The 22645-nt window shown below is 63.6% G+C and carries 29 protein-coding genes; 26 read left to right on the top strand and 3 right to left on the bottom strand.

Annotated features, from left to right (window positions below):
• The first annotated feature begins 2 nt into the window (after nucleotides 1-2).
• From ASD15_RS07100 to tatC, 26 genes are all read left to right on the top strand, one after another.
• Nucleotides 3-1466, top strand: coding sequence for a glutamate synthase subunit beta (locus tag ASD15_RS07100; protein WP_057154136.1), 1464 nt, complete (start codon nucleotides 3-5; stop codon nucleotides 1464-1466).
• A gap of 128 nt (nucleotides 1467-1594) precedes the next feature.
• Nucleotides 1595-2059: a hypothetical protein gene (locus ASD15_RS07095; RefSeq protein WP_057154135.1), complete on the top strand. Its 465-nt coding sequence runs from the start codon at nucleotides 1595-1597 to the stop codon at nucleotides 2057-2059.
• 221 nt (nucleotides 2060-2280) lie between these two features.
• Nucleotides 2281-3084 carry an ABC transporter ATP-binding protein gene (locus tag ASD15_RS07090; protein ID WP_082551668.1) on the top strand — a complete coding sequence of 268 codons (804 nt, stop codon included), beginning with the start codon at nucleotides 2281-2283 and terminating at the stop codon, nucleotides 3082-3084.
• On the top strand, nucleotides 3081-3863 hold the full coding sequence (gene mlaE / locus ASD15_RS07085) for a lipid asymmetry maintenance ABC transporter permease subunit MlaE (protein WP_057154133.1): 783 nt from the start codon (nucleotides 3081-3083) through the stop codon (nucleotides 3861-3863). The genes ASD15_RS07090 and mlaE overlap by 4 nt, the downstream gene beginning before the upstream one ends.
• Before the next feature lie 44 nt (nucleotides 3864-3907).
• Nucleotides 3908-4378: an outer membrane lipid asymmetry maintenance protein MlaD gene (gene mlaD / locus ASD15_RS07080; protein WP_056400019.1), complete on the top strand. Its 471-nt coding sequence runs from the start codon at nucleotides 3908-3910 to the stop codon at nucleotides 4376-4378.
• Nucleotides 4379-4389: 11 nt separating this feature from the next.
• Complete coding sequence (locus ASD15_RS07075) at nucleotides 4390-5226, top strand: VacJ family lipoprotein (RefSeq protein WP_229418096.1); 837 nt, start codon at nucleotides 4390-4392, stop codon at nucleotides 5224-5226.
• Between the two features lie 32 nt (nucleotides 5227-5258).
• Entirely contained in the window at nucleotides 5259-5918 is a 660-nt protein-coding gene (locus ASD15_RS07070; protein ID WP_057154131.1) for a phospholipid-binding protein MlaC, read from the top strand.
• Nucleotides 5919-5931: 13 nt separating this feature from the next.
• Nucleotides 5932-6273, top strand: coding sequence for a lipid asymmetry maintenance protein MlaB (locus tag ASD15_RS07065; RefSeq protein WP_057154130.1), 342 nt, complete (start codon nucleotides 5932-5934; stop codon nucleotides 6271-6273).
• A 162-nt stretch (nucleotides 6274-6435) separates the two neighbouring features.
• Complete coding sequence (locus ASD15_RS07060) at nucleotides 6436-7347, top strand: ABC transporter ATP-binding protein (protein WP_057154129.1); 912 nt, start codon at nucleotides 6436-6438, stop codon at nucleotides 7345-7347.
• Complete coding sequence (locus ASD15_RS07055; RefSeq protein ID WP_057154128.1) at nucleotides 7344-8105, top strand: ABC transporter permease; 762 nt, start codon at nucleotides 7344-7346, stop codon at nucleotides 8103-8105. The genes ASD15_RS07060 and ASD15_RS07055 overlap by 4 nt, the downstream gene beginning before the upstream one ends.
• 16 nt (nucleotides 8106-8121) lie before the next feature.
• Nucleotides 8122-8358 (top strand): BolA family protein, encoded by a 237-nt coding sequence (locus ASD15_RS07050; protein WP_057154127.1) that lies wholly within the window; start codon nucleotides 8122-8124, stop codon nucleotides 8356-8358.
• Between the two features lie 10 nt (nucleotides 8359-8368).
• Nucleotides 8369-9619, top strand: a complete 1251-nt coding sequence (gene murA / locus ASD15_RS07045; RefSeq protein WP_057154126.1) for a UDP-N-acetylglucosamine 1-carboxyvinyltransferase — start codon at nucleotides 8369-8371, stop codon at nucleotides 9617-9619.
• Between the two features lie 10 nt (nucleotides 9620-9629).
• A complete protein-coding gene (gene hisG, locus ASD15_RS07040; protein WP_057154125.1) occupies nucleotides 9630-10304 on the top strand; it encodes an ATP phosphoribosyltransferase in 675 nt (224 codons plus the stop codon).
• The gene (gene hisD, locus ASD15_RS07035) at nucleotides 10304-11635 is read left to right on the top strand and encodes a histidinol dehydrogenase (protein ID WP_057154124.1); all 1332 of its coding nucleotides are present in this window, start codon (nucleotides 10304-10306) and stop codon (nucleotides 11633-11635) included. Before hisG ends, hisD begins: the two co-directional genes overlap by 1 nt.
• Nucleotides 11635-12660: a site-specific DNA-methyltransferase gene (locus tag ASD15_RS07030; RefSeq protein WP_082551643.1), complete on the top strand. Its 1026-nt coding sequence runs from the start codon at nucleotides 11635-11637 to the stop codon at nucleotides 12658-12660. The genes hisD and ASD15_RS07030 overlap by 1 nt, the downstream gene beginning before the upstream one ends.
• Nucleotides 12661-12678: 18 nt before the next feature.
• Complete coding sequence (hisC, locus tag ASD15_RS07025) at nucleotides 12679-13770, top strand: histidinol-phosphate transaminase (protein ID WP_057154123.1); 1092 nt, start codon at nucleotides 12679-12681, stop codon at nucleotides 13768-13770.
• A gap of 19 nt (nucleotides 13771-13789) precedes the next feature.
• Nucleotides 13790-14380 (top strand): imidazoleglycerol-phosphate dehydratase HisB, encoded by a 591-nt coding sequence (hisB, locus tag ASD15_RS07020; RefSeq protein WP_056399982.1) that lies wholly within the window; start codon nucleotides 13790-13792, stop codon nucleotides 14378-14380.
• A gap of 58 nt (nucleotides 14381-14438) precedes the next feature.
• A complete protein-coding gene (gene hisH / locus ASD15_RS07015; RefSeq protein ID WP_082551642.1) occupies nucleotides 14439-15077 on the top strand; it encodes an imidazole glycerol phosphate synthase subunit HisH in 639 nt (212 codons plus the stop codon).
• Between the two features lie 52 nt (nucleotides 15078-15129).
• Nucleotides 15130-15909, top strand: a complete 780-nt coding sequence (hisA, locus tag ASD15_RS07010) for a 1-(5-phosphoribosyl)-5-[(5-phosphoribosylamino)methylideneamino]imidazole-4-carboxamide isomerase (RefSeq protein WP_057154122.1) — start codon at nucleotides 15130-15132, stop codon at nucleotides 15907-15909.
• 7 nt (nucleotides 15910-15916) lie between these two features.
• Nucleotides 15917-16678: an imidazole glycerol phosphate synthase subunit HisF gene (hisF, locus tag ASD15_RS07005; protein ID WP_057154121.1), complete on the top strand. Its 762-nt coding sequence runs from the start codon at nucleotides 15917-15919 to the stop codon at nucleotides 16676-16678.
• A 36-nt stretch (nucleotides 16679-16714) separates the two neighbouring features.
• On the top strand, nucleotides 16715-17152 hold the full coding sequence (hisI, locus tag ASD15_RS07000; protein WP_057154315.1) for a phosphoribosyl-AMP cyclohydrolase: 438 nt from the start codon (nucleotides 16715-16717) through the stop codon (nucleotides 17150-17152).
• Entirely contained in the window at nucleotides 17149-17487 is a 339-nt protein-coding gene (locus ASD15_RS06995) for a phosphoribosyl-ATP diphosphatase (protein WP_057154120.1), read from the top strand. Before hisI ends, ASD15_RS06995 begins: the two co-directional genes overlap by 4 nt.
• A gap of 15 nt (nucleotides 17488-17502) precedes the next feature.
• Complete coding sequence (locus ASD15_RS06990) at nucleotides 17503-17874, top strand: histidine triad nucleotide-binding protein (RefSeq protein ID WP_056399972.1); 372 nt, start codon at nucleotides 17503-17505, stop codon at nucleotides 17872-17874.
• Nucleotides 17875-18010: 136 nt separating this feature from the next.
• Nucleotides 18011-18253, top strand: coding sequence for a Sec-independent protein translocase subunit TatA (gene tatA / locus ASD15_RS06985; protein WP_057154314.1), 243 nt, complete (start codon nucleotides 18011-18013; stop codon nucleotides 18251-18253).
• A 21-nt stretch (nucleotides 18254-18274) separates the two neighbouring features.
• Complete coding sequence (gene tatB, locus ASD15_RS06980) at nucleotides 18275-18769, top strand: Sec-independent protein translocase protein TatB (protein ID WP_057154119.1); 495 nt, start codon at nucleotides 18275-18277, stop codon at nucleotides 18767-18769.
• Nucleotides 18770-19525, top strand: coding sequence for a twin-arginine translocase subunit TatC (tatC, locus tag ASD15_RS06975; RefSeq protein WP_057154118.1), 756 nt, complete (start codon nucleotides 18770-18772; stop codon nucleotides 19523-19525).
• On the opposite strand, the gene ASD15_RS06970 is transcribed toward tatC, so the two are convergent.
• From ASD15_RS06970 to ASD15_RS06960, 3 genes are all read right to left on the bottom strand, one after another.
• On the bottom strand, nucleotides 19522-19989 hold the full coding sequence (locus ASD15_RS06970; protein WP_057154117.1) for a hypothetical protein: 468 nt from the start codon (nucleotides 19987-19989) through the stop codon (nucleotides 19522-19524). The two genes, tatC and ASD15_RS06970, sit on opposite strands and share 4 nt — an antisense overlap.
• 108 nt (nucleotides 19990-20097) lie before the next feature.
• Nucleotides 20098-21990 (bottom strand): DUF885 domain-containing protein, encoded by a 1893-nt coding sequence (locus ASD15_RS06965; protein ID WP_057154116.1) that lies wholly within the window; start codon nucleotides 21988-21990, stop codon nucleotides 20098-20100.
• 159 nt (nucleotides 21991-22149) lie between these two features.
• Complete coding sequence (locus tag ASD15_RS06960; RefSeq protein WP_057154115.1) at nucleotides 22150-22635, bottom strand: hypothetical protein; 486 nt, start codon at nucleotides 22633-22635, stop codon at nucleotides 22150-22152.
• Nucleotides 22636-22645 lie beyond the last annotated feature (10 nt).

Raw genomic sequence — 22645 nt, 5'->3', positions numbered from 1 at the left:
TCGTGGGTAAAATCACCGGCTTCATGGAATTCAAGCGTCAGGAAGAGAGCTATCTGGCTCCCGAGTCGCGCCTCAAGAACTACAAGGAATTCGTCCTGCACCTGAGCAACGACCAGGCCAAGGTGCAAGGCGCGCGCTGCATGGACTGCGGCATCCCGTTCTGCAACAACGGCTGCCCGGTCAACAACATCATCCCGGACTGGAACGACCTGGTCTATCGCGGCAACTACCGCGACGCGCTGGACGTGCTGCACTCGACCAACAACTTCCCCGAGTTCACCGGCCGCATCTGCCCGGCGCCGTGCGAAACGGCCTGTACCCTGGGCATCAGCGACGACCCGGTGGGCATCAAGTCGATCGAGCACAAGATCATCGACGAAGGCTGGGCGCACGGCTGGGTGGTACCCCAGCCGGCCGAAAGCAAGACCGGCAAGAAGGTCGCTGTCGTGGGCTCCGGCCCGGCCGGCCTGGCGGCGGCCCAGCAGCTGGCCCGTGTCGGCCACGACGTGACCGTATTCGAGAAGAGCGACCGCATCGGCGGCCTGCTGCGCTACGGCATTCCCGACTTCAAGATGGAAAAGTCGCACATCGACCGCCGCGTCGAGCAGATGCAGGCCGAAGGCGTGACTTTCCGCACCAGTGTGCTGATCGGCAAGGATTTCCCGGCCAATGTCAACAACTGGGCCAAGGAAACCATCTTCCCGGAAGACCTGGAGAAGGAATTCGACGCCGTGATCCTGGCCGGCGGCGCCGAGCAGCCGCGCGACCTGCCGGTACCGGGCCGCGAGCTGAAGGGCGTGCACTTCGCCATGGACTTCCTGCCGCAGCAGAACAAGATCAACGCCGGCGACAAGGTGAAAGACCAGATCAAGGCCACCGGCAAGCACGTGGTGGTGATCGGCGGCGGCGACACCGGTTCCGACTGCGTCGGCACCTCGAACCGCCAGGGCGCAGCCTCGGTGACCCAGTTCGAACTGATGCCGATGCCGCCGGAACAAGAAAACAAGCCGCTGGTGTGGCCATACTGGCCGACCAAGCTGCGCACCTCCTCGTCGCACGAGGAAGGCTGCGAGCGCGACTGGGCGGTGGCCACCAAGCGCCTGGAAGGCAAGGGCGGCAAGGTCGAGAAGCTGATCGCCTGCCGCGTGGAGTGGAAGGACGGCAAGATGCAGGAAGTGCCGAACTCCGAATTTGAAATGAAGGCCGACCTGGTGTTCCTGGCCATGGGCTTCGTGTCGCCGGTGCAAAACATCCTGGATGCCTTCAGCGTCGACAAGGATGGCCGCGGCAACGCCAAGGCCAGCACCGAGGGCGAGCAGAGCTACAAGACCTCGGTCGCCAAAGTATTTGCCGCCGGCGACATGCGCCGTGGCCAGTCCCTCGTGGTCTGGGCCATCCGCGAAGGCCGCCAGTGCGCCCGCGCAGTCGATGAATTCCTGATGGGTTCGTCGGTCCTGCCGCGCTGATTCCCAAGTAGTAGTTTCACTCCCACCGGAGCACGACGGGCGATCCTCGACGGCTCCGGTTTTTTTATTGACAATGCGGCAATCATTTGCGATATTGAACGACTTAACGCACGGAGAGGGATGACGTTGTGGCGACCATTAGCGGCCTGACGCAAAAGTACGATTCGATTGAAAAGAGCGGCTACGTCATGTGGCAGCTGAGTCCTGCGCCCGGCGGCTACCGCCAGGCCCATGTCACCATCTCCGACGACACCCACGCCGTGGTGGTGCGTTCCTGGCCGCATCTGACCTGGAAAAACGCGAAGGGCACGCCGACCCATCTGTACTTCTGCCTGAAGGGCGGCGAATACGTCTACCTGAAGTCCAACCGTGGCAAATATGAAACGCCGGGGGCCGCCGACCTGGCGCTGGCCCAGCGCTGCGTCTACGACATGGTGTTCAACAAACAATTGCCCGCCAGCGAGCAGCATAAGGTGGATATCGCCGCTGAAATGGAGCGCCGCCGCCTCGAGCAGCTCGCCGCGGTGGCCAGCCATGACGCCCGCATCAAATCCGACAAGGCGGCCGGCCTGGTGTGGGGCAAGCGCGTCTAGCCGCGTTCGCCGGCGGCGCGGCATCAGGCCCTGCGGGGCCTTTTCTTTGGCTGCGCTTTGCTGCAATGCAGCAATTAACAAACCTTTCCAGATGTAAATTACTGACTTTCTAGTTATTAATGTTGTATTATTTGCCTCTTGCCTCCCCCTCCCGAGGGGGCTCTCAGCAGAGGTTGGCGTTTCTGCACTACAATACGGGATTCAAAAAAGTGAGCGTGGTCGTGCCGAATCTAGTCGAAATCCGTGATTTACACTTCTCCTATGGAAAAAGGTCGATATTGTCGGGCCTCCAGATGGACTTCCCGCGCGGGAAGGTGGTGGCGGTCATGGGTGGCTCGGGCAGCGGCAAGACCACGGTGCTGCGCCTGATCGGCGGCCAGATCCGCCCGTCCAAGGGCCACGTGTCGGTGGACGGCCAGATCGTTCACAAATTGAAGACCGACGACCTGTATCTGCTGCGCCGCAAAATGGGCATGCTGTTCCAGCACGGCGCGCTGTTTACCGACCTGTCGGTGTTCGAGAACGTGGCCTTCCCGCTGCGCGAGCACACCGACCTGGCCGAAGAGCTGATCCGCGACCTGGTGCTGATGAAACTGCACGCCGTGGGCCTGCGCAACGCCGCCAGGATGAAGCCGGGCGAGATTTCCGGCGGCATGGCGCGCCGCGTGGCGCTGGCGCGCTCCATCGCGCTCGACCCGCAACTGATTATGTACGATGAACCGTTCGCCGGCCTGGACCCGATATCGATGGGCGTGACCGCCAACCTGATCCGCAACCTGAACGACGCGCTCGGCTCGACCACCATCCTGGTGTCGCACGACGTGAAGGAATCGTTCCACATCGCCGACTACGTCTACTTCCTGTCGCAGGGCAAGGTGGTGGCGCACGGCACGCCGGACGAAATGATGGTGTCGGCCGACCCTTACGTGAAGCAGTTCGTGCACGCCGAGGCCGACGGCCCGGTGCCCTTCCACTACCCGGGCAAGTCGCTGGCGGCCGACCTGGGCCTGAAGGAGCGCGCATGATCGGCCGCCTGCTGGAGCGCCTCGGCAACTGGGTGCGCGAACACATCGAAGGCGTCGGCTACAGTACCCGCACCTTCTTCTACATGCTGGGCGTATCGCCCGGCCTGCTGCGCCGTCCGCGCCTGATCGTCGAGCAACTGCACTTCATCGGCAATTATTCGATGCTCATCATTACGCTGTCCGGCCTGTTCGTCGGCATGGTGCTGGGCCTGCAGGGCTATTACACGCTGAACAAATACGGCGCCGAGCAGTCGCTCGGCCTGCTGGTGGCGCTGGGGCTGACGCGCGAACTGGGGCCGGTGATCACCGCGCTGCTGTTCGCCGGCCGCGCCGGCACCTCGCTGACGGCGGAAATCGGCCTGATGAAGGCGGGCGAACAGCTGTCGGCCATGGAAATGATGGCGGTCAACCCGGTGCAGCGCGTGCTGGCGCCGCGTTTCTGGGCCGGTGTGATTGCCGTGCCGGTGCTGGCCTCGATTTTCAGCGCGGTCGGCATCTTCGGCGGCTACCTGGTCGGCGTGCAGCTGATCGGCGTGGACGAGGGCGCTTTCTGGTCGCAGATGCAGGGCGGCGTGGACCTCTGGAAAGATGTGTTCAACGGTTTCGCCAAGAGTATCGTGTTTGGCATCGCCATCACCTTCATCGCGCTGTACCAGGGCTACGAAGCCCGCCCCACGCCGGAAGACGTGGCCGGCGCCACCACGCGCACCGTGGTGATCTCGTCGCTGATGATCTGGTGGCTGGACTTCATGTTGACGGCGCTGATGTTCAGCAAATAACGGCATTGTGCGCCGCAGAAATAAAAACAAGTTAGGATAGTGTCATGCAACGTAAATCTCTGGATCTGTGGGTCGGTTTGTTTGTCGTGCTGGGCGTGGCCGCGCTGGCCTTCCTGGCGCTGAAGGCGGGCAATGCCAGTTCGCTGTCGTTCGCCCCGACCTACGAAGTGACCGCCAAGTTCGACAATATCGGCAGCCTGCGCGAGCAGGCCGCAGTCAAGGCGTCCGGCGTGGTGGTGGGCCGCGTGGCCAAGATCCGCTTCGACGACAAGTCATATAAGGCGCTGGTGACCCTGAATATGGAAACCAGCTACGCATTCCCGAAAGACAGCTCGGCTAAAATCCTGACCGCTGGCTTGCTGGGCGAGCAATACATCGGCATCGAAGCCGGCGGCGACACCAACAACCTGGTGGCGGGCGACAAGATCGCGCGTACCCAGTCCGCTGCCGTGCTGGAAGACCTGATCAACCAATTTATCTACAGCAAAGCAGCTGAAGGAAAGGATAGCAACTAATGAGTGCATCGATGAAATTCCGTCACCTGGCCTTGCTTGTAGCGGCGGCCGCCACATTGACCGGCTGCGCCGGCCCCAACCCGCGCGACCCGTACGAGGGTTTTAACCGCAGCATGTTCAAGTTCAACGACGCGGTCGACCAGGCGGCACTGAAGCCTGCCGCCACCGCCTACAAGAACGTGCTGCCGACGTTTGTGCAGACCGGCGTGAACAATTTCTTCGGCAACCTGTCGGACGTGTGGAGCGCCGCCAACGGCTTCATGCAGGGCAAGGGCGAGCAGGGCATGTCGGACGTGATGCGCGTGGCGCTGAACTCCACCTTCGGCCTGCTGGGCGTGCTCGACATCGCCTCCGAAGCCGGCTTGCAGAAGCACAACGAGGACTTCGGCCAGACGCTGGGCTACTGGGGCGTGCAATCGGGCCCCTACCTGATGCTGCCGCTGCTGGGCCCGTCCACCGTGCGCGACACCGTGGCGCTGCCGCTGGACATCAAGGCCGACCCATGGGGTTATAAAGATCCTGTCAACGTGCGCAACATCGGCAGCGTTACCCGCGTGATCGACAAGCGTGCCGGCCTGCTGGACGCCACCAGCCTGATGGAAGAGGCGGCACTGGACCGTTACGAGTTCGTGCGCGACAGTTTCCTGCAAGCACGCGAGAGCAAGGTCTTCAATGGCGAATCCGGTCCGCGCGGCGGCAAGGGCGCCGACAAGAAGGAAGACAAGCAGGAAGACAAACCGGCAGCCAAGCCGGCCGCCGCCGATGCCGGCCATGGCAACGATGCGGCCCCGGTCACGGGCGAGGCTATAATGGCGGCACCGGCTGCGGAAAAGAACGCCAGCCTGTAACCCTGAAGCAACTAAAATAAGGTTCAACAGAGATGAAATTGATTAAACAGCTTTTCGCTTTCGCGACGGTCGCTTTCGCCTCCGCCGCCATGGCCGCCACCGCAGCCCCGGCCCCGGCCGGCAATGAAGCGCCGGACGTGCTGGTCAAGCGCATCAGCCAGGACGTGCTGGACACCGCCAAGGCCGACAAGGAAATCCAGGCCGGCAACCAGAAGCGCGTGATGGACCTGGTGGAAACCAAGATCCTGCCCTATGTCGACTTCCAGCGCATGACCTCGCTGGCCGCCGGCCGCTACTGGCGCGAAGCGAGCCCGGAACAGCAAAAGCAGCTGTCCACCGAGTTCCGTTCGCTGCTGATCTTCACCTACTCGGGCGCGCTGTCCCAGGTGAAGAACGAGACCATTGAATTCAAGCCGCTGCGCGCCGACCCGTCTGACACCGAAGTGGAAGTGCGTTCCCAGGTCAACGTGGCCCGTGGCGAGCCGATCCCGCTGAACTACCGCGTGGCCAAGTCGCCAAGCGGCTGGAAGATCTACGACATCAACGTGCTGGGCGCGTGGCTGGTCGAGACCTACAAGGGCACGTTCGCCTCGGAAATCAGCAAGGGCGGCATCGACGGCCTGATCAAGACCTTGTCCGAAAAGAACAAGAAGCTGGCCAGCCGTCCCATCAAAGCCGCTTCGGCCAAATAAAGACTTCAAGACCATGTCCGCATCCACCGACAACATGCAGTCCCTCACGTCCCTGACCGTGTCCAACGCCACTGCGGCGCTGGAGCAGGGCGTGGCGGCGATCGCCGGCGGCCAGTCCGTGTTCGACCTGCGCAATGTGCAGGCGGTGGATTCGGCCGCGGTGTCGGTCATGCTGGCATGGCAGCGCGCCGCGCAGGAAGCGGGCTTGCAGCTCGAGCTGAAGAACCTGCCGGCCAACCTGAAAAGCCTCACCAAGCTGTACGGCGTTTGCGCGCTGGTTTCACCCTCGCTGGCCGAATGCGGCGAAGCAAGCTCCCCGGCGGCCGCAGCGCCGCAGCATCACCGCCATCATTGACCCCCGCCCCACCCCCCCAGCAGTTTCCGGTCCGGCGTAGCCGAACCAAATTTCCAATATAATTGACCGTTGCCGTTGCCTGAGTGCCACGGCATATCGCACCTCCGGGTCCTGTGCCCTTCCCGCGACGGTCATGGTGCCGTAGCCAACTTAAAGCCAAGCATGACAGCAATCCAAATCAGCAATGTCGAGAAGCGCTACAAGTCGCTCCAGGCACTGGGCGGCGTCTCCCTCACCATCGAGGAGGGCGAATTCTTCGGCCTGCTCGGTCCCAATGGTGCCGGAAAAACCACACTCATTTCCATTATCGCCGGCCTGATCCGGCCCGACGCGGGCAAGGTCAGCATCCACGGCCACGACGTCACGGGCGACTTCCGCGCCGCGCGCCGCAAGCTCGGCGTGGTGCCGCAGGAACTGGTGTTCGACCCCTTTTTCACGGTGCGCGAAACCTTGCGCCTGCAGTCCGGCTACTTCGGCCTGCCCAACAACGACAAGTGGATCGACGAGGTGATGGAAAACCTCGACCTGACCAACAAGGCCGACGTCAACATGCGCGCGCTGTCGGGCGGCATGAAGCGCCGCGTGCTGGTGGCCCAGGCGCTGGTGCACAAGCCGCCCGTCATTGTGCTCGACGAGCCGACCGCCGGGGTGGACGTGGAACTGCGCCAGACGCTGTGGAAGTTCATCTCGCGCCTGAACCGCGAAGGCCACACCGTGGTGCTCACCACCCACTACCTGGAAGAGGCGCAGGCCATGTGCAAGCGCGTTGCCATGCTCAAGCTGGGCCAGGTGGTGGCGCTGGACACCATGTCCCAGCTGATCCGCCGCATCTCCGGCTCCTCGCTGATCCTGCACCTGAAGCAGGGCGCGCTGCCGGAAGACCTGCACCACCTGGTCACCCACCCGGAAGAGGCGGCCCAGGGCAAGTACAGCCTGCGCATCAATGAATACTCGGAAGTGGAGCAGATCCTGGCGCGGGTGCGCGCGAGCGGCGCCGTCATCGACGAGATGCAGCTGCAGCAGGCCGACCTGGAAGACATCTTCCTGCAAATCATGGACAAGGGGGCAGTATGATTTCCACCGGCTTCCGCACCCTGGTCTACAAGGAGACGTTGCGCTTCTACAAGGTCGCCACGCAAACCGTGGCCGCGCCCATCCTCACCGCCATGCTGTACCTGCTGATCTTCGGCCACGTGCTGGAAGGCCGCGTGCAGGTGTATCCGGGCGTGAGCTACACCGCCTTCCTGATTCCCGGCCTGGTGATGATGAGCGTGTTGCAGAACGCCTTCGCCAACTCCTCGTCCTCGCTGATCCAGTCCAAGATCACCGGCAACCTGGTGTTCGTGCTGCTCACGCCGCTGTCGCACTGGGAGATCTTCTCGGCCTACGTGATCGCCGCCATGGTGCGCGGCCTGGTGGTGGGCGCCGGCGTGTTCGTCGTCACCGCCTGGTTCGCCAACATGAGCTTCGTGGCGCCGCTGTGGATTTTGGTGTTCGCGCTGCTGGGCGCGGCCATCCTTGGCACCATGGGCCTGATTGCCGGCATCTGGGCCGAGAAATTCGACCAGCTGGCCGCGTTCCAGAACTTCCTGATCATGCCGCTGACCTTCCTGTCCGGCGTGTTCTACTCGATCCACTCGCTGCCGCCGTTCTGGCTCACCGTGTCGCACCTGAACCCGTTCTTTTACATGATAGACGGCTTCCGCCACGGCTTTTTCGGCCAGAGCGATGTCAACCCATTCATCAGCCTCGGCATCGTCGGCGCCTTCCTGGCCGTGCTGTCCTTGCTGGCCATACGTTTATTGAGCAGCGGTTACCGCCTGCGCCACTAAGAAGGAAAACAACACCATGACCACCACTCCAGAAGCGATCCACGGCTATATCGCGGCCGGCCTCGAATGCACCCACCTTGAAGTGGAGGGCGACGGCCAGCACTTCCAGGCCGTGATCGTCTCGCCGGCGTTTGCCGGCAAGCGTCCGATCCAGCGCCACCAGCTGGTGTACGCCGCACTGGGCGACCGCATGCGCGAGGAAATCCACGCGCTGTCGATGAAAACGCTGACCCCAGAAGAATACCAAGGCTAAGGACGACACCATGGACAAACTCCTCATCACCGGCGGCAAGCGCCTGGTCGGCGACGTCACCATCTCCGGCGCCAAGAACGCGGCGCTGCCCATCCTGTGCGCCGGCCTGCTGACGGCGGGCGACGTGGTGCTGGACAATGTGCCGCACCTGCACGACGTGGCCACCATGCTCAAGCTGCTGGGCCAGACCGGCCTGGCAGTGCAGCAGGACGGCGAGCGGGTAGTGCTGAACGGCAGCGCCATCGACAAGCTGGAAGCGCCGTACGAGCTGGTGAAAACCATGCGCGCCTCGATCCTGGTGCTGGGCCCGCTGCTGGCGCGTTTCGGCGAAGCGAAGGTCTCGCTGCCGGGCGGCTGCGCCATCGGCTCGCGCCCGGTGGACCAGCACATCAAGGGCCTGCAGGCGCTGGGCGCCGAGATCACCATCGACGCCGGCTACATCTACGCCAAGTGCAAGAAACTCAAGGGCGCCCGCATCGTCACCGACATGATCACGGTGACCGGCACCGAGAACCTGCTGATGGCGGCCACCCTGGCCGAGGGCGAAACCATCCTGGAAAACGCCGCGCGCGAGCCGGAGGTGACCGACCTGGCCAACTTGCTGGTGGCCATGGGCGCGCAGATCTCCGGCATCGGCACCGACCGCCTGGTGATCCAGGGCGTGCCTGAACTGCACGGCGCCTCGCATTCCGTGATCTCGGACCGCATCGAAGCGGCCACCTTCCTGTGCGCCGTGGCGGCCACCGGCGGCGACATCACCCTGCACAACACCCGCACCGACATCATGGACGCCGCGCTCGACAAGCTGCGCGAGATCGGCCTGCAAATGACCATCGACAAAGACACCATCCGCGCGCAAATGGATGCGCGCCCGAACCCGGTGACTTTCCGTACCACCGAATACCCTGGCTTCCCGACCGATATGCAGGCCCAGTTCATGGCGGTGAACACCATCGCCAATGGCGCCAGCCGCGTGACCGAAACCATTTTCGAGAACCGCTTCATGCACGTCCAGGAGATGAACCGCCTGGGCGCCGCAATTGAAACCGACGGCAACACGGCCTTTATCAAAGGCGTGGATCAGCTGGTGGGCGCGCCCGTGATGGCGACCGACCTGCGCGCTTCGGCTTCGCTGGTGATCGCAGGCCTGGCCGCCAAGGGCGAAACGCTGATCGACCGCATCTACCACCTCGACCGCGGCTACGACCGCATGGAAGTGAAGCTGCAGGCGATCGGCGCCAACATCAGCCGAATCAAGTAAAGAGACCATCATGAGCGGATTTAACAGCGACGCCAATTCCCAGCTGATCCTTGCGCTGTCGAAGGGCCGTATTTTCGAAGACACCTTGCCGCTGCTGGAAGCGGCCGGCATCACCGTCACCGAGAATCCGGAAACTTCGCGCAAGCTGATCCTGGCCACCAACGACCCCAATGTGCGCGTGCTGATTGTGCGCGCCACCGATGTGCCGACCTATGTGCAGCACGGCGCGGCGGACTTCGGCGTGGCCGGCAAGGACGTGCTGATCGAGCACGGCGGCGAGGGCCTGTACCAGCCGGTGGATCTGAACATCGCGCAGTGCCGCATGTCGGTCGCTGTGAAATCCGGCTTCGACTACGAAGCGGCGGTGCGCCAGGGCGCGCGCCTGCGCGTGGCCACCAAGTTTACCACCACCGCGCGCGAGCACTTCGCCGCCAAGGGCGTGCACGTGGACCTGATCAAGCTGTACGGCTCGATGGAGCTGGCGCCGCTGGTCGGCCTGTCGGACGCCATCGTCGACCTGGTGTCGACCGGCAGCACGCTGCGCGCCAACAACCTGGTGGAAGTCGAAGAGATCATGGACATCTCCTCGCGCCTGGTGGTGAACCAGGCGGCGCTCAAGCTCAAGCGCCAGCGTCTGCAACCGATTATCGAAGCGTTCGAGCGTGCTTCGAAAAAGGTGAAGTAATGGCTATCCAGATCCGCAAACTCGATTCCTCGGCCGCCGATTTCAAGCCGACCCTGGACGCGCTGCTGGCCTTCGAAGCGTCCACCGACGACGCCATCGAAACCGCCGTGGCCAAGATCCTGGCCGACGTGAAAGCGCGCGGCAATGCCGCCGTGCTGGAATACACCAACCGCTTCGACCGCCTGCCCAACGGCGGCGCTGCCTCGGTGGACACGCTGGACTTGCCGCAGGCCGAACTGCAAGCCGCGCTGGCGGCGCTGCCGGCAACCCAGCGCGCTGCGCTGCAAGTGGCGGCCGACCGTATCCGCGTGTTCCACGAGCGCCAGAAGCAGGAGCTGCAAGGCTTCAGCTACACCGAGCCTGACGGCACCGTGTTGGGCCAGCGCATCACGCCGCTGGACCGCGTCGGCATCTACGTCCCGGGCGGCAAGGCCGCCTATCCCTCGTCGGTGCTGATGAACGCGATTCCCGCGCAAGTGGCGGGCGTGAGCGAAATCATCATGGTGGTGCCGACCCCGGACGGCGTGAAGAACCAGATGGTGCTGGCCGCCGCCGCGCTGGCCGGCGTCACCCGCGTCATCACCATCGGCGGCGCGCAGGCGGTCGGCGCGCTGGCCTACGGCACCGAGAGCATCGCCGCCGTCGACAAGATCGTTGGCCCCGGCAACGCCTACGTGGCCGCGGCCAAGCGCCGCGTGTTCGGCACCGTTGGCATCGACATGATCGCCGGCCCGTCCGAGATCCTGATCGTGTGCGACGGCAGCACCGACCCGGACTGGGTGGCCATGGACCTGTTCTCGCAGGCCGAGCACGACGAGCTGGCGCAGGCCATCCTGTTGTGCCCGGACGCTGGCTACATCGCGCAGGTGGAGGCCAGCATCAACAAGCTGCTGCCCACGATGCCGCGCCAGGACGTGATCCGCACCTCGCTGAACGACCGCGGCGCGCTGGTCAAGGTGCGCGACATGGACCAGGCCTGCGCCATCGCCAACAGCATCGCCGCCGAGCACCTGGAAATCTCGGCGCTGGAACCGCAGCAGTGGGCCGACAAGATCCGCCACGCCGGCGCCATGTTCCTGGGCCGCTTCTCGTCCGAGTCGCTGGGCGACTATTGCTGCGGCCCGAACCACGTGCTGCCGACGTCGCGCACCGCGCGCTTCTCGTCGCCGCTGGGCGTGTACGACTTCCAGAAGCGCTCGTCCATCATCTTCGTGTCCGAGGCCGGCGCGCAAACGCTGGGCAAAGTGGCGGCCGAACTGGCTTACGGCGAAGGCCTGCAGGCGCACGCCCGCAGCGCCGAGTTGCGCATCAAGGCCGGCGGAAGCAACTGATGAGCGACTGGCTGAACCAGGTCTTCTGCGAGGATGCGCTGGCCGGACTGGCGCGCATCCCGGACGGCGCCGTCGACCTGATCCTGACCGATCCGCCCTACAACCTGGGCAAGGACTACGGCAATGCGTCGGACCAGCAAACGGTGGAGGAATACCTGCGCTGGACCGAGCAGTGGATCGACGCGGCGCTGCCCAAGCTCAAGCCGAACGGCAGCCTGTACATCTTTTTGACCTGGCGCTTTTCGCCGGAGATCTTCGTCATGCTGAAACAGCGCATGACGATGATGAATGAAATCATCTGGGACCGCCGCGTGCCGTCCATGGGCGGCAGCGTGCGCAGCTATTCGTCGGTGCACGACACGGTGGGCTTTTTCGTCGGCCGCAAGGACTACTACTTCGACCTGGACGCCGTGCGCATTCCCTACGACGCCGAGACCAAGAAGGCGCGCTCGCGTTCCATCTTCATCGGCGCCAAGTGGCTGGAAGTGGGCTACAACCCGAAGGACGTGTGGAGCGTGTCGCGCCTGCACCGCGAGCACCCGGAGCGGGCCGACCATCCGACCCAGAAGCCGCTGGAGATCATCGAGCGCATGGTCAAGGCCTCGTGCCCGCCGGGCGGCGTGGTGCTGGACCTGTTCATGGGCAGCGGCACCACCGCGCTGGCCGCGCGCCGCTGCGGGCGCCAGTTCGTCGGTTTCGAACTGAACCCGCAATACTGCGCCATCATCAACCAGCGCCTGGCCGCGCTGGAAACGCTCGAGGCGCTGGCGCTGGCGGCGGCGCCGGATGCGCCGGCCAAGCCGAAGTCCGAGGCCCGGCCGAAGGCCAAAGCCGCAGCAACGGCCAAGGCGGCCGCGCCGGCAAAGAACGCCGCAATAAAGAAAGCCGCAACAAAGAAAGCCGCAATCAAGAAAGCCGCAATCAAGAAAGCCGCAACCAAGAAAGCCGCCGCCGCCCCCACGGCAGCCGCGCCCAAGCGATCACGGGCCGTGAAAAAGGCGCCCCCCGAAGAAGTTACCATTTAAGTTAAGGAGTGCAGCAAGATGTCCATCGACAGTCTCATCCGCAACACCATCCGTTCCGACGTACTGGCCGTTCCAGGCTACCACGTGGCAGATGCAAGCGGTTTTATCAAACTGGACGCGATGGAAAATCCTTATCCGCTGCCCGCGCATCTGGCCGCCGAGCTGGCCGGCCGCCTGGCCGCCGTGGCGCTGAACCGCTACCCGGTGGCCTCCTACGCCAGCGTCAAGGAACGCATCTGCAAGCACCTCGGCGTGCCGGCCGGCTACGACGTCCTGCTGGGCAACGGCTCCGACGAGCTGATCTCCATCCTGGACATGGCCTGCGCCCGCCAGGACCGCCGCGCCGTGGTGCTGGCGCCGGTGCCCACCTTCGTCATGTACGCCCGCTCGGCGCAATTTGCCGGCATGGACTTTGTCGGCGTGCCGCTGAAGGACGACCTGACCCTGGACCTGCCCGCCATGCTGGCCGCCATCGCCCGGCACCAGCCGGCCCTGGTCTACCTGTCGTATCCGAACAACCCGACCGGCAACCTGTTCAGTGCGGATGACATCGTCGCCATCATCGAGGCGCTGGGCGACACCGGCCTGGCCGTGGTGGACGAGGCCTACGAGCCGTTCGCCCAGCAGAGCTTCATGCACCGCCTGCCGGAATTCGACAATCTGGTGGTGATGCGCACCGTGTCCAAACTGGGCCTGGCCGGCATCCGCCTCGGCTACATGTCGGCGGCCCCGAAATTGCTGGAACAGTTCGACAAGGTCCGTCCGCCGTATAATGTGAACGTGCTGACGCAAGTCGCCGCCGAATTCGCACTCGACAACCTCGACGTGCTCAACCAGCAAGCCGCCATTCTGCGCGAACAACGCGCACTGCTGGCAGAGGCCTTGGCCGCCGTACCCGGCGTGCAAGTGTTCCCCTCCGCCGCCAATTTCATCCTCGCCCGGGTGCCCGACGCCGACGCCGCTAATACCTATCTGTTGTCCCGTAAGGTACTGGTCAAAAATGTGGGTAAAATGCACAGTGTACTGGCCAATTGTCTGCGTATCACGGTCAGCACCCCGGAAGAGAACGCCGCTTTCCTCGAAGCATTTAAAGCATCGCAGGCAGCCTAAGACCAACGTAGAGCTTTCCATGAACCGCACCGCAGAAATCACCCGCAACACCAACGAGACCCAGATCCGTGTCGCCATCAACCTGGATGGCACCGGCGTGCAGAAGCTGAACACGGGCGTCCCCTTCCTGGACCACATGCTGGACCAGATCGCCCGCCACGGCCTGTTCGACCTGGAAGTGGAAGCCACCGGCGACATCCATATCGACAACCACCACACTGTGGAAGACGTGGGCATCACGCTGGGCATGGCGTTCGCCAAGGCCATCGGCGACAAGAAGGGCATCGTGCGCTACGGCCACTCCTACGTGCCGCTGGATGAGGCGCTGTCGCGCGTGGTGATCGATTTTTCCGGCCGCCCAGGCATCGAATACCACATCCCGTTTACCCGCGCCATGATAGGCGGCTTCGACGTCGACCTGACGCTGGAATTTTTCCGCGGTTTCGTCAACCATGCGCTGGTGACATTGCATATCGACAACTTGCGCGGCACCAATGCGCACCACCAGTGCGAAACCGTGTTCAAGGCTTTCGGCCGCGCGCTGCGCATGGCCACCACGCTGGACGAACGCGCAGCGGGCACCATACCGTCGACCAAAGGTAGCTTGTAATCAATCGCAGCGCGGTTCGCCCTTGCGCGGGCCGCGCTGTCTCTGCTTGAATGGCACTATGAAGAAAATTGTTGTTGTGGATTACGGCATGGGCAACCTGCGCTCGGTGGCGCAAGCGCTGCGCGCCGTGGCGCCGGAAGCCGATATCGTTATTTCGGGGCAAGTGGCCGACATTGAAAATGCCGACCGCATCGTGCTGCCCGGCCAGGGCGCCATGCCGGACTGCATGCGCAGCCTGCGCGAGTCCGGCGTGCAGGACGCGCTGCTGCGCGCGGCCGAGAGCAAGCCGCTGATGGGCGTGTGCATCGGCGAACAAATGCTGTTCGACTCGTCGGAAGAGGGCGGTGCGCTGGGCCTGGGTTTGTTGCCGGGCAAGGTGGTGCGCTTCCAGCTGGACGGCCAGCTGCAGCAGGACGGTTCGCGCTTCAAGGTGCCGCAGATGGGCTGGAACCAAGTGCGCCAGCGCGCGTCTCACCCCATGTGGGCCGGGATCCCGGACAACAGCTATTTTTATTTTGTGCACAGCTACTACGTGCAGCCGGGCGACGACGCGCACAGCGTGGGCGAGACCGTGTACGGCGCGCCGTTCTGCTCTGCCGTGGCGCGCGACAACGTGTTCGCCACGCAGTTCCACCCGGAGAAGAGCGCCGCCGTGGGCCTGCAGCTGTACAAGAATTTCGTGCATTGGCAACCGTAAGAAACTTATCAGTCACCTTCGGCAACCCTAAACCTTTCAACTCACACATACTATGCTGCTCATTCCTGCCATCGACCTCAAAGACGGTCACTGCGTACGCCTGAAACAGGGCGATATGGAACTTGCTACCGTATTTTCCGAAGACCCGGCCGACATGGCGCTGCACTGGCTCAAGCAGGGCGCGCGCCGCCTGCACCTGGTGGACCTGAACGGCGCCTTCGCCGGCAAGCCGAAAAACGAAGGCGCCATTAAGGCCATCCTGAAGGCGGTGCAGGACTTCGCCGAGGAAAACGACATCGACGAGATCCCCGTGCAGCTGGGCGGCGGCATCCGCGACCTCGACACCATCGAGCGCTACCTGGACGCCGGCATCACCTACGTCATCATCGGCACCGCCGCCGTGAAAAGCCCGGGCTTCCTGCACGATGCCTGCGGCGCCTTCCCGGGCCACATCATCGTCGGCCTGGACGCCAAGGACGGCAAGGTGGCCACCGACGGCTGGAGCAAGATGTCCGGCCACGAGGTGATCGACCTGGCGCAGAAATTCGAAGCTTACGGCGTGGAATCCATCATCTACACCGACATCGGCCGCGACGGCATGATGGGCGGGGTGAACATCGAAGCGACCGTGAAACTGGCGCAGGCGGTGAAGATACCCGTGATCGCCTCCGGCGGCCTGCACAACATTTCCGACGTGGAAGCGCTGTGCGCGGTGCAGGACGAAGGCATCGAAGGCGTGATCTGCGGCCGTTCGATCTACGAAGGCACGCTCGACTTGAACACGGCGCAGCTGCGCGCCGACGAACTGACGGAAGGCAGTCTGGAAGACTGATCCCACCATGCTTGCAAAACGCATCATCCCCTGCCTGGACGTGACCGACGGCCGCGTCGTCAAAGGCGTCAACTTCACCGAGCTGCGCGACGCCGGCGACCCGGTGGAAATCGCGCGCCGCTACGACCAGCAGGGCGCCGACGAACTGACCTTCCTCGACATTACCGCCTCCTCGGACAACCGCGGCCTGATCCTCGACATCATCGAAGCGGTGGCGTCGCAGGTCTTCATTCCGCTGACCGTGGGCGGCGGCGTGCGCGAGGTGGCCGATGTGCGCCGCCTGCTCAACGCCGGCGCCGACAAGGTCAGCATGAATACCTCGGCCGTGACCAATCCGCAACTGGTGTTCGACGCCTCGCAAAAGCACGGTTCGCAGTGCATCGTGGTGGCGATCGACGCCAAGCAGGTGCAGCCCGGCCGCTGGGAAGTGTTTACCCACGGCGGACGCAAGGCCACAGGCCTGGACGCGGTCGCCTGGGCGCAGAAAATGGAATCGCTGGGCGCCGGCGAATTGCTGCTCACCAGCATGGACCGCGACGGCACCAAGTCCGGCTTCGACCTGGGCCTGACGCGCGCCGTGTCGGACGCGGTGGGCATCCCGGTGATCGCCTCGGGCGGCGTGGGCGGCTTGCAGGATCTGGCCGACGGCGTCAAGCTGGGCCGCGCGGACGCCGTGCTGGCGGCCAGCATTTTCCACTATGGCCAGCACACCGTGCAGGAAGCCAAGCGCTTCATGGCGCAGCAGGGCATTCCGATGCGCCTGAGCTGATGCTTAGTGGCTAGACATAAGGAAAACCGTATCATGATGCCGACACAGACGCCCAGCGTGGCCAAGGCCAAGTGGCTGAACAAGATCAAGTGGGACGAACACGGCCTGGTGCCGGTGATCGCGCAGGAGGCGGGCAGCAACGACGTGCTGATGTTCGCCTGGATGAACCGCGACGCGCTGTATAAAACGGTGGAGCTGGGCGAGGCGGTGTACTGGAGCCGCTCGCGCAAGAAGCTGTGGCACAAGGGCGAGGAATCGGGCCACGTGCAGAAGGTGCTGGAGATCCGGCTGGACTGCGACGAGGACGTGGTGCTGCTGAAGATCGAGCAGGCCGGCGGCATCGCCTGCCACACCGGCCGCCACTCCTGTTTCTTCAACAAATTCGACGGCGACGCCAAAGAGGGCGACTGGCAGGCCAGGGAGCCGGTGCTGAAAGACCCGGACACGATTTACACGGAAGCGAAAAGCAAATGAGCACCATCCTGGACCGCGTAGCGGCCACCATCGAGTCGCGCAAGCCGGCCAACGGCGGCGACCCGGCCACGTCCTACGTGGCCAAGCTGTTCGCCAAGGGCGACGACGCCATCCTGAAAAAGGTCGGCGAGGAGGCCACCGAGTTCGTGATGGCCTCGAAAGACGCGCGCCACGGCGGCGATACTTCCAAAGTACTGTACGAATGCGCCGACTTGTGGTTCCATTCGATGGTGATGCTGGCCCAGTTCGGTTTAACGCCGCAACAGGTGCTCGACGAGCTGGCGCGCCGCGAAGGCGTGTCCGGCATCGAGGAAAAAGCGTCCCGCAAAGAATAACTTACTGGAGTTGTTGTGGAAAACTGCCTGTTTTGCAAGATTGCCGAGAAAAAGATTCCCTCCACCATCGTGTATGAAGACGAAGACTTGCTCGCCTTCAAGGACATCCACCCGCACGCGCCGGTGCACCTGCTGGTGATCCCCAAGACCCACATCGGCACCCTGTCGGACTGCAGCGCCGGCCATGCGCCGCTGTTGGGCAAGATGCTGGCGCTGGCGCCGCGCCTGGCCGAAGAGCACGGCGTGGCTGTGGCTTACGACGAGGACGGCGCGCCGCAGCGCGGTTACAAGACGGTGATTAACAGCGGACCGGACGGCGGCCAGGAAATCTACCACCTGCACCTGCACGTGATCGGCGGCCCGCACCCGTGGCGCCACGAGCGCTGAGGCCCTGACGAACTAGTACGGTAGCAATAAATATTGCTACTACTTCATGACAAGCACATGACAGGCGCGCTTCGCGTATACTGTCCGCACTAACCGCAATTTTTTGGGGCGCGTTGCGTTCCGCAAGGGGAATATGATGGGTTCGATGAGCATCTGGCACTGGCTGGTGGTACTGGTAATTATCATGCTGGTCTTCGGCACCAAAAAACTGGGCAATATCGGCTCGGACGTGGGCAAGGCAGTGAAGGGCTTCAAGGATGGCGTGAAGGGCGGCGAAGAGGAAAACAAGGCCGCTGCACCCGGCACGCCAGGCAGCACCCAGCAAGTGGCGGACAAGTCCACCATCGACGTGGAAGCCAAAGAGAAAAACAAGCTGTAATGCGTTGCAGCTAAGGCGTTTATGATCGATCTCGGTCTCTCCAAACTTGCCATCATCGGCGTGGTCGCGCTGATCGTCATCGGTCCGGAAAAGCTGCCCAAGGTGGCGCGCATGGTCGGGACGCTGTACGGCCGCGCCCAGCGTTACCTGCACGACGTGAAATCCGAAGTCAGCCGCGAAATCGAGCTGGAGGAGCTGCGCAACTTGCAAAAAGAAGTGCAGGAAACCGCGCAGTCGATCAAGCAGGGCGTGGAGCAATCGATCTCGGAAAGCGTGGCCGAGGTACAGAACGCCTGGCAGGACAGCAGTCCGGGCCACGATTACGGGCAAGTGCCGCCCAGCCCCGAGCACCTGGCCCGCAAGGCCAAGGAGTTCCGCCGCAAGCGCCTGGTGCGCACCTCGGCGCTGCCGGCCTGGTACAAGCAGCAGCACGGCACGCGCATGCATGTCACGTCCGGCGCCGCGCGGGTCGCGCGCTTCCGCCCCAGCAGCAAACCTCCTGCATCGTTTTACTAAATGAGTGAACAAACCCCGGTCGAGGAGACATTCATCTCCCACCTGATCGAGCTGCGCGACCGCCTGGTCAAAGCCTCGATCGGTATCGCCATCGTGTGCGCCGCGCTGATGTTCTGGCCGGGCCCGGCGGCCATCTACGACATCATCGCCGCGCCCATGCTCGCTTCGCTGCCCACCGGCTCGAAGATGATCGCCACCGGCGTCATTTCCCCCTTCCTGGTGCCGATGAAGGTGACCCTGCTGCTGGCCTTCATCCTGGCCTTGCCGTGGGTGCTGTACCAGTTGTGGGCCTTCATAGCGCCCGGCCTGTACGCGCACGAGAAGCGCCTGATCGCGCCGCTGGTGATCTCGTCCTCGCTGCTGTTCGCGGCCGGGGTGGCGTTCTGCTACTTCTTCGTATTCGGCCGCGTGTTCCACTTCATTTCGGATTTTTCACCTTCGTCGATCGCGGTCACGCCGGACATTGAAAACTACCTCGATTTCGTCATGTCGATGTGCCTGGCCTTCGGCGCCACTTTCGAGGTGCCGGTGGTGGTGGTGGTGCTGGTACGCATGGGTATCGTGTCGGTGTCCAAGCTGAAGGAAGTGCGGCCGTACGTGATTGTGGGCGCCTTCGTGATTGCCGCCATCGTCACGCCGCCGGACGTGGTGAGCCAGTTCTCGCTGGCGATTCCGATGTGGGTGCTGTTCGAGCTGGGATTGCTGGTGGCGCCGATTTTCGTCAAGGCGACGCAGGCGCCGGAAGAGCCGGTTTAAGCATAGAGCTTGAACAGGATCACGGCATCTACCGCAAACTGGATGCCGAACAGCAGATAAAATCGGGTTTCGAGGCCGGCTATCCTGCGTTCCAAGCCATCGATCCTTAGCTCCAAGGCATCAATCCTGCTGTAGACTTCCTGCTTGAGCAGATCCATCCGGTCGTAGACTTCCTGCTTGAGCAGATCCATCCGGTCGTAGACTTCCTGCTTGAGCAGATCCATCCGGTCGTAGACTTCCTGCTTGAGCAGATCAACCCGGTCATAGACTTCCTGCTTGAGCAGATCCACCCGGGCCAGCAGGTCGCTGCGCTGGATCACCAGATCGGACTCGACGGCTACCTGGCATTCGTTGAGCACGGTGCCCAGCGCTTCCGCTTGCAGCTCAGCCTGCTCTGCGGACAAACCACTTTCCTTCAGCAGCTGCGCATACTTCAGCGTGTCAATCCGGATGGGCATGGTCATGATCGCTCCCGAGTTCATATTAGCAGAACGGGGGCCTCGCCCCCGCCCCCATCGTACCCGGTCGCGCGCGCGGCCCCTTGAGGCCGCGCAACGAGCTTGCTGCCTTGCCTATTGCGTCATCAGCTCACGGATCACGCGCACCGGCGCGCTGCCGTAGCTGAGGAACTGCTCGTTGAACTCCTTGAGCACGAACTTGTTGCCCAGCGCCTGCCTGCGCTCTTCGCGCAGCTCCATGATCTCGCTGTAGCCGCTGAAATAGCTGGCCAGCTGCACCGACGACAGCTGCGCGCGGCGCCATTTCTCGGCCGCTTCGCGCTGGGTCTGGAAAGCCTGGCGCGTCAGCAGGTCCATTGCTTCGGCCTGCTGCATGCCCAGCACGTGCACGCTGTAGTCGAGGATGGTGTTGGTCACGCTGCGCAGATTCCACTTGGAGTACATCAGCCACATCTCCGGCGCGTTGTCGCCGTAGCCGGATTCGAGCATCATGCGCTCGCCGTACACCGCCCAGCCCTCCACCATGGCGCCGTTGCCGAAGATCGATTTCACGATCGACGGCGACTTGTTGGCGTACACCAGCTGCGCATAGTGACCCGGAATCGCTTCGTGGATGTTGAGGATCTGCAGGATCCAGTGGTTGTACTCGCGCAAGCTGCTCTCGGCCTGCTCGGTCGATACGCCATCCAGCGGCGTCACGTTGTAGTAGGTGCGGTCCTGCGGACGGTAGGGGCCCGGCGCCTCGATGCTGGCGCCGGCCACGCCGCGCTGGTAGGCCGGTGTTTCGCGCACTTGCAGCGGCTTGTTCGGGTCCAGCGTCAGCAGGTTCTTCTGGATCACCCAGTCCTGCAGAATCGGGATCTGGCGGCGGATCTCGGGGAAGAAATCCTCGCGCTTGACGTGGTTGGCCGACAGCGTATCGATCATCAAGCCGATCTTCGCGGTGCGGTCGGCCGGCTTGGCGGTGCCGCCCATGTATTTCGGCCACAGTTCGTCGGACAGCCGGTCCATATTCGCCAGCAGCTGCTCGCGCGCCGCCAGCGCCTTGTGGTAGGTCTGCTCGCCGCTGCTGCCGGCCTGGATGTCGAAGGCGAACTTGGCCTCGTACAGGTCCTTGCCGATGCGGAAGGAGCGCCCGCCGCCGGTCTGCGCCATGGTCTTGTCCAGCTCACCCAGCCAGGCGGCATAGCCGTCCACCGCCATTTTCGCCTGGTTCACGCGCTGCGCGAACAGCTGCTTTTCCATCGGCGACAGGATGGATGCCTGCGCCTCCTTGTCCAGGTCCGCCAGCAGCGCGAGCACGCCCGGCGCCTGTGCAATGGCCAGTTGCGTGTGTTCGCGCGTGGGGTTGCTGATGTTGGCGCGCGCCGCGTCGTAATAGGCCGGCACGCCGGCGATGCGCTTGAGCAGCGTGCGCAGGCGCTGCGGCTTGGCCGCATATTCGGTGTTGAGGATGAAGTCGATCGGGCTGGCGATGTTGTACAGCGCCGGGTTCCATTCGAATTCGCGGAACGTGGTCAGGTACCAGCGGTCCGAATTGAGCTTGTTGACCAGCAGCGCCAGGTCGGTGCGCTGCTTGGCCGACAGCTGGCGCGCGTCGGTCTTGGCGAAGCGGCCCAGCCAGTCGTCGATGAAGGCCAGCTGGCTGGCGCGGGTGGCCGCGTCCGGGATGGTCATGCTGGCGGCGGTGTCGTATTTGCCCACCGAGATCGCGGTCTCGGGATCGACTTTCCACAGCGCGCCCAGGAACTGGGTGGACAACGCATCCATGCGGCGGTCCTGGCTGCGCTCGGACGGCGCCTGCTTGATCATCGGCGTCGCTGCTGCTGCTGCTGCGCCCTTGGTGGCCTTGCCGGCGGTGCTTTTACCGCCTTTGCCGGTGGACTTGGACTTGGACGACTTGACGGTCTTGCCGGACTTGGCTTTCTGCGGCGCCTTGGCGGCGCTGGCCGGCGTCAGCGCGAGACAGGCCAGTACTGCTGCCAGCGCGATTTTGGTTTTGATCATGTGAATTTCAGCCCTCAGAGTAATGCGGGGCGCCCGGCCCGACAGGCCCGGCGCGCAGATGCAGCGTGGGAGATTATCATTATTCAGGCCGCTTGCGCAGCCTGTTACACGCCGCTACATGCGAGCGCAGGCCATGGCGCGCAACTGCGCCGCCTGACATCAGTTGATCGCATTGCTGCGGATCAGCTCCTGGTGGCGGGCGTTCAGCCTGGCGACCGCATCCTTGCCGTTCGCCATGCGCGTCAGCAGGATCTCGCTGCCCTTGGTGTAGCGGTGGCCGATGCGGATCGAATAGGAGCGGAACAGCCAGCTGAAGAAGGATTGCACAAACGTGGCTTCGTCCATGTCGCGCCATTTCACGCCCTGCACGCCCTTGGACCACGGCAGGATGCCCGAATACAGCCACACGCCCACATCGTCGTAGTACAGCTGCACGCTGCGCAGCACCAGGATGCGGTAGCCCACCACCAGCACCGCGAACAGCATCACGGCGCCCGCCGCCAGCTCGCTGTAGCGGAACGCGAACGGCAGCGCAAAGCCGAACAGCAGCAGCGCCAGCAGCAGGGTGTTCAGGTAGGCGGTCCAGGACTTCACGCACAGCAGCGTGCCGTGGCCTTCGGGGCGGGATGCATTGTCTTCTTCCATGCTCTGGTTT

It is taken from the genome of Massilia sp. Root351, assembly GCF_001425045.1.
In the GTDB taxonomy this organism is placed as follows: Bacteria; Pseudomonadota; Gammaproteobacteria; order Burkholderiales; family Burkholderiaceae_D; genus Rugamonas.
The sequence above is the reverse complement of the archived record's forward strand: the minus strand, read 5'-3'. Positions and strand labels throughout refer to the sequence as shown.

Excerpts from the sequence above, each read along its gene's own strand:
- ASD15_RS07030 (WP_082551643.1), top strand. The coding sequence starts at position 11,635 with ATGAGCGACTGGCTGAACCAGGTCTTCTGCGAGGATGCGCTGGCCGGA.
- ASD15_RS07055 (WP_057154128.1), top strand. The coding sequence starts at position 7,344 with ATGATTTCCACCGGCTTCCGCACCCTGGTCTACAAGGAGACGTTGCGC.
- mlaE (WP_057154133.1), top strand. The coding sequence starts at position 3,081 with ATGATCGGCCGCCTGCTGGAGCGCCTCGGCAACTGGGTGCGCGAACAC.
- hisH (WP_082551642.1), top strand. The coding sequence starts at position 14,439 with ATGAAGAAAATTGTTGTTGTGGATTACGGCATGGGCAACCTGCGCTCG.
- hisI (WP_057154315.1), top strand. The coding sequence starts at position 16,715 with ATGCCGACACAGACGCCCAGCGTGGCCAAGGCCAAGTGGCTGAACAAG.
- murA (WP_057154126.1), top strand. The coding sequence starts at position 8,369 with ATGGACAAACTCCTCATCACCGGCGGCAAGCGCCTGGTCGGCGACGTC.
- hisC (WP_057154123.1), top strand. The coding sequence starts at position 12,679 with ATGTCCATCGACAGTCTCATCCGCAACACCATCCGTTCCGACGTACTG.
- tatA (WP_057154314.1), top strand. The coding sequence starts at position 18,011 with ATGGGTTCGATGAGCATCTGGCACTGGCTGGTGGTACTGGTAATTATC.
- hisB (WP_056399982.1), top strand. The coding sequence starts at position 13,790 with ATGAACCGCACCGCAGAAATCACCCGCAACACCAACGAGACCCAGATC.
- ASD15_RS07050 (WP_057154127.1), top strand. The coding sequence starts at position 8,122 with ATGACCACCACTCCAGAAGCGATCCACGGCTATATCGCGGCCGGCCTC.
- hisA (WP_057154122.1), top strand. The coding sequence starts at position 15,130 with ATGCTGCTCATTCCTGCCATCGACCTCAAAGACGGTCACTGCGTACGC.
- ASD15_RS07070 (WP_057154131.1), top strand. The coding sequence starts at position 5,259 with ATGAAATTGATTAAACAGCTTTTCGCTTTCGCGACGGTCGCTTTCGCC.
- mlaD (WP_056400019.1), top strand. The coding sequence starts at position 3,908 with ATGCAACGTAAATCTCTGGATCTGTGGGTCGGTTTGTTTGTCGTGCTG.
- tatB (WP_057154119.1), top strand. The coding sequence starts at position 18,275 with ATGATCGATCTCGGTCTCTCCAAACTTGCCATCATCGGCGTGGTCGCG.
- ASD15_RS06960 (WP_057154115.1), bottom strand. The coding sequence starts at position 22,635 with ATGGAAGAAGACAATGCATCCCGCCCCGAAGGCCACGGCACGCTGCTG.
- ASD15_RS06995 (WP_057154120.1), top strand. The coding sequence starts at position 17,149 with ATGAGCACCATCCTGGACCGCGTAGCGGCCACCATCGAGTCGCGCAAG.
- ASD15_RS07075 (WP_229418096.1), top strand. The coding sequence starts at position 4,390 with ATGAAATTCCGTCACCTGGCCTTGCTTGTAGCGGCGGCCGCCACATTG.
- ASD15_RS06965 (WP_057154116.1), bottom strand. The coding sequence starts at position 21,990 with ATGATCAAAACCAAAATCGCGCTGGCAGCAGTACTGGCCTGTCTCGCG.
- hisF (WP_057154121.1), top strand. The coding sequence starts at position 15,917 with ATGCTTGCAAAACGCATCATCCCCTGCCTGGACGTGACCGACGGCCGC.
- ASD15_RS07060 (WP_057154129.1), top strand. The coding sequence starts at position 6,436 with ATGACAGCAATCCAAATCAGCAATGTCGAGAAGCGCTACAAGTCGCTC.
- ASD15_RS06970 (WP_057154117.1), bottom strand. The coding sequence starts at position 19,989 with ATGACCATGCCCATCCGGATTGACACGCTGAAGTATGCGCAGCTGCTG.
- tatC (WP_057154118.1), top strand. The coding sequence starts at position 18,770 with ATGAGTGAACAAACCCCGGTCGAGGAGACATTCATCTCCCACCTGATC.
- hisG (WP_057154125.1), top strand. The coding sequence starts at position 9,630 with ATGAGCGGATTTAACAGCGACGCCAATTCCCAGCTGATCCTTGCGCTG.
- hisD (WP_057154124.1), top strand. The coding sequence starts at position 10,304 with ATGGCTATCCAGATCCGCAAACTCGATTCCTCGGCCGCCGATTTCAAG.
- ASD15_RS07065 (WP_057154130.1), top strand. The coding sequence starts at position 5,932 with ATGTCCGCATCCACCGACAACATGCAGTCCCTCACGTCCCTGACCGTG.